Genomic DNA, 9,563 nt, shown 5'->3' on the forward strand with positions numbered 1-9,563 from the left:
CAATTTTACCCTTAATAGCCGCTGCCGAGCTTAATAATACCGAGCATCAAAAAAACCGCTTCCTGGTGGTCCTTGTAGTTATTACCGCGCTTGCCTTGCTGGTGGTTTTTTTCCTGGTGATGATCATCAAGCAACTGAAAAAACTGAAGATCAAAGAAGCCATCATTGAGGGGAAAAATCTGCAATTAAACCATATCAACGGGAAGTTAATTGAAGATGCAAAAATCAAGGAGGAATATATCGGGCAGTTTTTCAAAGCTATTTCGGGGTATATAGTTAAGCTCGAAAATTTGAAGATCTCTATTGATGCCAAGCTTTCAATGAAGAAGTATGATGCCATTCATACATTTGTAAATAATATTGATATCAAAAAAGAAAGAGAAAATCTGTACTACAGCTTTGATCATATCTTTTTAAAAATCTTCCCCAATTTCATTACGGTATTTAACGGCCTGTTTGCTGAAAAGGATCAGATCTGGCCGGATGAAGATGAAGTATTAAATACCGACCTCCGCATATTCGCGCTTATAAGAATGGGTATTGCAGATAATGAAACCATTGCCAAAATATTGGAGTATTCTGTAAATACCATTTACGTTTACAAGATGAGGATCAAAGCAAAATCACTGCACCCCGACCAATTTGAACAACGTATTATGGATATCAAGGCTTTTGACTTTGATTAACTGTTAGAGAAAGACAATATATATGAAAACCTGTAAGACACCTCAATCTTGCAGGTTTTTTTGCTATAAAAGTATTATAAATAATTAAAAAAACATTATATTTTTCGATACTGTAATTTATATAATTGTCTGTTTATCAGGTGTTTGATTTTTAAAAACATCGAAAAAATTTATAAAAATATTAAAATAGGCCATTTTAACCGTAGCCGGCAGTCGTAAACTCTTTTCTGAGTTTATTTATAATTAAATTGCATTAGATTTTAACATGTAATAATTGTAAACCATTACATTTTTAACGACCAGTTATTGTTAACCCTTATCCTGTATCGATCTGCGTGAGCCTGTACAGGTAATGTTTTCACAGCATTTGTGCTTATACTTTGAGGTATTATTTATTATGATAACCCTGAAACTATATTGGCATGATTTCGTTTAAGATGTAGGTCTCTTTTTATTACGGGTTAAAAACTAAACCCAAACAACAACCAATTTCAACTAAATCTCAAGTTTTATGCAAATTAAACATTTACTCAACGTATGTTTCTTTGCTGTTTTTCTCTTTTTGATGGAGCCTGCTATGGCCCAGAATAAGGTGATAACAGGTAAAGTGACCGACAAAAAAGATGGTTCTCCTTTAATAGGGGTATCGGTAGTAACTGCCGTAGGCGCGTCAGGCGGTGCCATAACCACAGCAGATGGTTCATATCGGATCTCAGTGCCGGCAAATGCGGCAAGCCTTACATTTACCTATGTAGGTTACTCCAATCTTACAGTTCCAATCAACGGTAAAACACAGATTGACGTAAGTATGGAATCGGCCAGTAAGGCCCTTAACGAAGTAGTTGTGGTAGGTTACGGTACACAGCGTGTTAAGGACGCTACCGGATCAGTTGCGTCGTTAAGCACGAAGGATTTCAACAAAGGGCAAATCGCAACACCCGATCAATTGCTTCAAGGACGTATAGCAGGTGTTATCGTTACTCCCGGCAGTGGGGAACCTGGAAGTGGCGCGTCAATAAATATCAGGGGCGCGGCGTCAATCAGAGCAGGAAATGATCCTTTATATGTAATTGATGGTGTTCCGGTATCAAATGATTCATATGCAGCTTCAAATGCGGCAAGCCCTATCGGTATGTCATCGGCCCGTAACCCCCTCTCTTTTCTTAATCCTGCCGATATCGAAAATATTTCAGTATTGAAAGATGCCTCTGCCTCGGCTATTTATGGTTCAAGGGGTGCGAACGGTGTTGTGCTGATCACCACAAGAAAAGGTAGAAAAGGGCAGGGAATACAATTTTCTGAAAACACTTCTTATTCAACAGCGGCAAGCCGTTATAAATTGCTTGACGCATCACAGTTTCTTAAAGCAGTTGCCGCAACCGGTGCAGATGCTGACGCTATTAACAAAGGTGCTAATACTGATTGGCAGGATCAGATATTAAGAAAAGTGTTCTCTCAGAATTTTAATTTAGGTTTTGGCGGCGCAACCGGCGGTTTTGTTTACCGTGTATCCGGAAGTTATGATGATCAAAATGGTATTATCAAAAAGTCGGGACTAAAACGCGGTACTGTAAGGATCAATGCTACCCAGTCTTTATACAAAGATGTAGTAAAGCTTGATCTTAATTTGCTGGGGTCAAATGTGAAAAACGTTTATGCACCTATTACGAATAATGCGGGTTTCCAGGGTAGCCTTATCGGCGCCACTATCGGATTAAATCCAACTTACCCGGTTAAAAAACCCGATGGCACTTATTACTATGACGGCAGCAGCCTTAACCCGGTAGACATGCTTAACAATACCTGGGATAGGGATAACGTAAATCGCATTTTAGCCAATTTAGGGCTTAGCGTTAAAATTACCAGGAATTTAACTTATCGCGGTACTTATGGCAATGATTATTCATTAGCTAAACGTTATACTTTCTACGATCCGAGGATCCAAGGGTATACAAGCAGCGGTAATATAAGGAGCAAAACTACTCCGGCTATATCTGGTACCGGTATGGGCGCTGTGCAAACAGTTAAACTTGGCAACGAAATCACTGAACAAACTTTAACCTATGATAAAAAATGGACTGATAACAGCTCATTAACTATATTGGGTGGTTATTCATACCAGGTATTTAACAACAAAAACTTTAATGATATCAGATTCAAGACATCACAAGCCAATGTGCTGGTGAAAAATATAAATGATTTTCAAAATCCATTTCCAATATTCGGTGATACAACACGATCTAAGTTGCAATCATACTATGCACGTGTAAATTATTCGTATAAGGATAAATACTTGTTAACAGCTACAGTACGTACGGATGGATCATCTAAATTTGGTAAAAACAACAAGTATGCAACTTTTCCGGCATTAGCGATTAAGTGGAAAGTTATGAATGAAAGTTTTGCACCAAAAGGTATCTTTGATGATTTGAGCCTGCGTTTAAATTATGGTAAAACAGGTAATCAGGAATTTCCACCATATCAATCACTTTCCCTTTATCAATCAGATCTGAATGGTGGCACCACTCAGCTTTATGCGCCTAACCCCGATTTGAAATGGGAAACAACAACCAACTATGGTGCCGGTATCGACTTTGCCATCTTTAACAATAGGGTAACTGGTACTGTTGATTATTTTCATAAAAGTACTAAAGACTTATTGTTCCTTAACTATAAGGCTCAGCCCTCAGCATCTACTGCTCAATGGATAAATCTTCCGGGAGATGTATTGAACAAGGGTTGGGAATTTGGCGTAAACATAGCCGCAGTTCAGGGTTCCAAATTTACATGGGATATTAACTATAACATGACTTTACTGAAAAACAAAGTAAAGGGTTTTGAAAATAAGGTAGTGCAAACTGGTGCAATCAGTGGTCAGGGGCTGTCTGGTGCTTTTTCGCAGGTTATACAGGATAATTACCCATTATTTACGTTTAAGGTTACTCAGTATGCTGGTCTTGATAAAGACGGCTTTGGTATTTACCCTAATGGTATCGACGTGCAAACCCTACAAGGCAGCGCTCTACCTAAGTTTACAGCAAGCTTAACCAATAATTTCACCTATGGTAACTGGAATTTAAGTGTTTTCCTTAATGCGGTAACAGGTTTTTATATCTATGATAACACAGCAAACGCATATTTCTACCGTGGTAGCTTGTTAACAGGTCATAATGTTTCAACCGATGTTGCATTTACTAATGAAAATCCACTTAATTCAGGCCAGGTATCAACTCGCTGGCTCGAAAAAGGTGATTTTGTTCGTCTTTCAAACGTAACATTAGGTTATACATTCCAATTGAAGAATGGTAAATTTATTAAATCCCTGAGGGCGGCGCTTACCGGCCAAAACTTAGCTATCATTACCGGTTATAAAGGACTTGATCCTGAAATAAATGTTAATAAGGACATCAATAGTGTGCCGTCAAGGGGTATCGATTATACCGCATATCCTAAAGCCCGTACATATACATTTGGTTTAACTGCAGGATTTTAAAAGCATATAAATGAAAAAATTAATAAAAAGAACGAGCGTTGTTTGTTTGGCAACATCGTTACTGGCAATAATGAGCTGCGCAAAACTTGATGAAAAGGTTTACGGCTCAAAAGTGATAAGGGATGTGAGCAACGGTTCTGCATCAGATTTGAAAGGGGTTTATACTCAACTAAACGGTCAATCAGACCAGGCAAATACCTATGCACTACAAGAGCATTCGACAGATGAAATGATGGGCCCAACCAGGGGAACTGACTGGGGGGATTTTGGAACCTGGCGTAAATTGCATACGCATACCTGGGATGCCTTCCATAACCAGATAAGTGATACCTGGGATCAACTAAATATAGGTGTTTACCGGGCAACTCAGGTTATCAGTTCGACGCAGTCAAGTGCTCAAACCAAAGGTGAAGCAAGCTTTTTACGCGCATACTTCATGTTTCAAATAGTTGATTTATATGGGCAGGCTCCTTTTAAAGATCCTAATGCACCTTTAGATGAAAACCCTAAGGTTTTTTCACGTAGCGAAGCAACTGATTTCATAATAAAAGATCTCAGGTTTGCCGAAACAAATCTTGGAGCCTCCGCGTCCGCCGGTATTGCAAGTAAAGCGTCTGCTGAAGCGCTGTTGGCCAAAGTGTACCTTAATAAAGCTGTATATAAAGCTACTACAGTTGGGGGGCCATTTACTTTCGCTAAAACAGATATGGATAGCGTTATAGTATTTGCCAACCGGGTTGCCGATGCCGGTTATCAATTAGAACCCGCTGGTAAATATTTCCAGGAGTTTGCATGGGATAATAGCGATAAGTCAAAAGGTATCATATTCGGTATAATCAACACCTCTACAAATGCGCCGGCCAATACTCACAATCGCTGGAGGATGGGTATGCACTATAACCAATCGCCAAGTGGATGGAACGGATTTACTACCCTTGCCGACTTCTACAACTCATTTGATCCGAAAGATGAAAGGCGCGGCGGCTCGTATCCTGAACTCACAGATCGTAACGGGTTAAACACAGGTTTCCTGGTTGGTCAGCAATATGGCCCGGGACACGTTGCCCTTAAACAACGTGGTGGCTCCCCGCTTATTTTTACACCCGATGTAAACCTCAACTATTCTACGGAAGCACAGGGTATCCGTGTTATTAAATATTTTCCGCATCCAGCAGCAGATGGTTCTGTTAACGACGACTTTGCTACAAATACGTATATCTTTTTACGCTTTGCCGATGTTAGGTTAATGAAGGCAGAGGCAATACTGAGAGGAGGTTCCGATCCGAATGGTGAATCAGCCCTTGCAATCGTAAATGGCGTAAGGACCCCTCGCGGGGCTACTGCGCTGGCTACTTTAGATCTGAAAGCAATGCTTGCTGAGCGCGGTTTCGAGTTGTATTATGAAGGTTGGAGACGAAATGACCTGGTTAGGTTTGAGAAGTTTAATGATCCGGTTGATCAACGTCCAAACAAAAGCGATAAAACCAGGACGATATATCCGATACCCGCCCGTGCTGTCGACTCTAATCCTAATCTTAAACAAAACACAGGTTATTAATAGTTGAGATTTATTTGATTGAAAGGAACGTAGCGGAAAACTCCGCTACGTTTGTTTTATCCCTGATTATATGCATCCAAAAATACCTCTGTTTATATTAGCCGTAGCCTTTACTATTCTTTGTGCCTGTAATGGTGGCAGCAAAAACACTTTATTTACCCTGCAGGACAATGACGCCATTGGCGTAAATTTCATCAACCAGCTAAATGATCAGGACCGTACCAATGTGTTCACCTTCCGTAACTATTACAACGGCGGTGGTGTAGCAATAGGTGATATTAATAATGACGGCTTGAATGACGTTTACCTCACCTCAAACATGGGGGGCAACCAGCTTTATATCAACAAAGGGAATTGGAAATTTGAAAATGTAACCGATAAGGCAGGGGTTAAAGGAACTAAATACTGGAGCACCGGGGCTACCATGGTTGATATCAACGGTGATGGATGGCTTGATATATATGTATGTCATAGCGGCAATGCCCATGGTAACGAAAAGGGCAATGAGCTATTTATTAATCAGCATGATGGTACGTTTAAGGAAGAAGCCCAAAAGTATGGCCTGGTAGATAATGGATTATCCACCCAGGCCATTTTTTTTGACTATGATAACGACGGCGACCTGGATTGCTTTGTATTAAATAACTCGTTCAGGCCGATAGAATCATTTGACTTCAGTAAGAATTTGCGTGCTGTTGTTGATGAGCTCGGCGGCGCACGCTTATACCGGAATGACGGCGGTCATTTTACCAACGTAACTAAAGAGGCAGGCATATATTCAAGCGACATAGGTTTTGGGCTGGGTGTTTCTGTTGCGGATGTTAACCAGGATGGCTACCCTGATATTTATGTTTCTAATGATTTTTTTGAGCGCGATTATCTCTACATCAATCAAAAAAACGGAACTTTTAAAGAAGATATTCAAAATGAAACCGGCCACCTGAGCCTGGCATCAATGGGATCGGACATTGCCGATATTAATAACGATGGGCAATATGACATTTTCACCACGGAGATGCTGCCGGAAGGTGATCAGCGTTTAAAAAAGATGACTGCGTTCGAATCGTATGACGTGATCAAAGCAAAACAGCGTGACGGTTATTATAACCAATACATGCAAAACTGCCTGCAGGTAAACAATGGCGATGGCACTTTCTCTGAAACCGCCTTTTACTCGGGCGTAGCCGCTACTGACTGGAGTTGGGGGGCGTTAATGTTTGATATGGACAACGATGGCTGGAAAGACATCTTCGTATCAAACGGAATTTATAAAGACCTTACCGATCAGGATTATATTGAGTTTTTAGGCAATCGCGATAACATGGCCAAGATTGCCGAAGGCAGAAAGAAATTCGATTATAAAGACTTTACCGATAAAATGGGTTCATCCCCCCAGTCAAATTATGCTTATTTAAATAATCACAACCTTACATTTACCAATAAATCTGCCGATTTTGGTTTGGATAAGCCGGGCTTCAGCAATGGATCATCCTATGCCGATCTGGATAATGACGGCGATAACGACCTGATTGTAAACAATGAAAACGCGTTGGTGTCTATATTTAAAAATAACGCCGAAAAAAATGGTAACCACCATATTCAGCTAAAATTAAAAGGTACAGGGCTAAATACTTTTGGAGTAGGCGCTACTGTAAAAGTGTTTATGAAAGGCAATTCATTGATTTATTATAATCAGCCAACCCGCGGCTTTCAAAGCTGCACATCGCCTAATTTACTTACTATTGGTACCGGTAAATACAAATCAATTGATTCGATACAGGTGATCTGGCCGGGTAGTAATTATCAGTTGCTGAAAAACGTGACCGCAGATAAACTTTACATTATTAAGCAAGCTGATGCCAATTTGAAATATAACTGGACAAAGCCTCCTGTTAAAACAATGTTTGCCGATGTTACCAAATCAATATTTGATAGCATTCCAAGGCATAAAGAAGATGATTTTATCGATTTTGATAATGAGCGGCTGATGCTTCAAATGTTATCGACCGAAAATCCATACATGGCAACAGCAGATGTTAATGGCGACGGTTTGACGGATTTTTATTTCGGTAGCTCAAAAAACGGCTTTGCAGCTATCTATATCCAGCAGAAAGACGGCCGGTTTAAACTGACTATTCCCGATGATTTTAAAAAACAAGGGTATCTGGAAAGTGCCGGTGCTGTTTTTGGTGATTTTGATGGCGATGGCGACCAGGATCTGATAGTAGGGGTAGGAGGCAACGCCGACGAGGCCGGAACCCCGATTTACAACCCGCGTTTTTTTGTGAACGATGGTAAAGGTAATTTTCACCGCGACCCTGAAAGAACCTTGCATGCTGCCGTTAATGCCTCGATAATTGTTTCGGCCGATTATGATGGTGACGGTAAGCCCGATCTTTTTGTTGGTGGCAGGAGCGTTCCCGGGCTTTACGGATGCTCGCCTAAATCCTTCGTTTTTCATAATGATGGCAACGGTCATTTCACCGACGTTTCAAAATCTGTGTTGGGGAATGATACAAAACTGGGCATGATAACCGCAGCCAAATGGGCCGATATTGACAATAATGGTTCGCCCGATCTGATAGTTGCAGGTAACTGGATGGGCATCAGGATCTTTAAAAACAATAAAGGGAAATTCACCGAGGATAAGCAATTAGCCAATTACAAAGGCTGGTGGAGCAGTCTCGAAATTGCTGATGTAGATGGCGATGGCACACTCGATATTATTGGCGGCAACATTGGTCTCAATTCAAAATTCAGGGCCTCGTTTGATCAGCCTATGGAAATTCACATAAAGGATTTTGATAATAACGGCACCAAAGAATGTGTGACCTCCATGTATAAAAGCGACGGTGTAAACTATGTTTTTCATATGAAGCCCGATCTGGTTGGTCAGATGCCGATCCTCAAAAAGCGTTTTCTTCGCTACATTGATTATGCTGGCAAGCCATTTAATGAAGTATTTACTGCCGATATGCTTGATGGTGCCGAAACTCATCAAATGAATTTCCTGGCTTCGGCAGTGTTTTTAAATAAAAACGGAAAATTTGTTTGTAAACCCCTGCCTGTGGATGCCCAGCTATCTATGGTGAATACTATTTTGTGTGCCGATCTTGATAATACAGGTGTTAAGAAGATCGTATTGGGTGGCAACTTCTATGGCTTTAAACCCGAGGTCGGCAGGTTGGATGCCAACCGCGGATTGATTTATCAATACACAAAGAATGGCTTTACTTATTTTCCGGCTGCAAAAACAGGCCTGAATTTAAACGGGCAGGTACGCTCATCAGCAGTTATTAAAAATGCAGCAGGTAAAAACTATTACCTGTTTGGCATTAATGACGAACCGCTTAAAGCTTATGAACTACGCTAACACCAACTTAATGCTGTTTACCAAATATATGTTCAGATATTGTTTTACCCTGTTTTGTATTGGTGTGGCAGGGTTATTTTCCTGCAAGCCTAAAAAAGCCGGGGAGGGCGTATTCAAATTGCTCCCAGCTGCCGAAACAGGCGTTAATTTTGTAAATAAGAACATCGTATCCGATTCGGTTAACATTTTAGATTACCTGTATTTCTACAACGGGGCAGGTGTAGCCGCTGCCGATTTTAATAATGACGGTCTGCCCGATCTGTATTTTGTATCCAATCAGGGCCCTAACAAGCTTTACCTTAACAAAGGCGGGATGAAATTTGAAGATATTACCGATAGAGCAGGCGTCGCCGGTACGGGTAACTGGAAAACCGGCGTAACCGTAGTTGATGTTAACGGCGATGGCTTTAAGGATATCTACGTAAGCGTGGTGTCGGGCTATAAAACCTTTAA

The 9,563-nt window shown here is 40.7% G+C and carries 5 protein-coding genes; all 5 read left to right on the forward strand.

What is annotated here, in order from left to right; translation table 11 throughout:
* On the forward strand, positions 1–686 hold a 686-nt coding region (locus VF500_RS17765; RefSeq protein ID WP_330860962.1), incomplete at its 5' end, for a DUF6377 domain-containing protein.
* A 511-nt stretch (positions 687–1,197) separates the two neighbouring features.
* Positions 1,198–4,179 (forward strand): SusC/RagA family TonB-linked outer membrane protein, encoded by a 2,982-nt coding sequence (locus VF500_RS17770; RefSeq protein ID WP_330860963.1) that lies wholly within the window; start codon positions 1,198–1,200, stop codon positions 4,177–4,179.
* Positions 4,180–4,189: 10 nt separating this feature from the next.
* Positions 4,190–5,737, forward strand: a complete 1,548-nt coding sequence (locus VF500_RS17775; RefSeq protein ID WP_330860964.1) for a RagB/SusD family nutrient uptake outer membrane protein — start codon at positions 4,190–4,192, stop codon at positions 5,735–5,737.
* 70 nt (positions 5,738–5,807) lie between these two features.
* Complete coding sequence (locus VF500_RS17780) at positions 5,808–9,110, forward strand: VCBS repeat-containing protein (protein WP_330860965.1); 3,303 nt, start codon at positions 5,808–5,810, stop codon at positions 9,108–9,110.
* Positions 9,097–9,563, forward strand: a 467-nt coding sequence (locus tag VF500_RS17785; RefSeq protein ID WP_330860966.1) for a VCBS repeat-containing protein, incomplete at its 3' end; no start/stop codon positions are given. The genes VF500_RS17780 and VF500_RS17785, both read left to right, overlap by 14 nt.

This window comes from Mucilaginibacter sp. (assembly GCF_036383575.1).
In the GTDB taxonomy this organism is placed as follows: Bacteria; Bacteroidota; Bacteroidia; order Sphingobacteriales; family Sphingobacteriaceae; genus Mucilaginibacter.

Bases quoted from the DNA above. Each gene is read 5' to 3' on its own strand.
- VF500_RS17775 (WP_330860964.1), top strand. From the start codon at position 4,190: ATGAAAAAATTAATAAAAAGAACGAGCGTTGTTTGTTTGGCAACATCG.
- VF500_RS17780 (WP_330860965.1), top strand. From the start codon at position 5,808: ATGCATCCAAAAATACCTCTGTTTATATTAGCCGTAGCCTTTACTATT.
- VF500_RS17770 (WP_330860963.1), top strand. From the start codon at position 1,198: ATGCAAATTAAACATTTACTCAACGTATGTTTCTTTGCTGTTTTTCTC.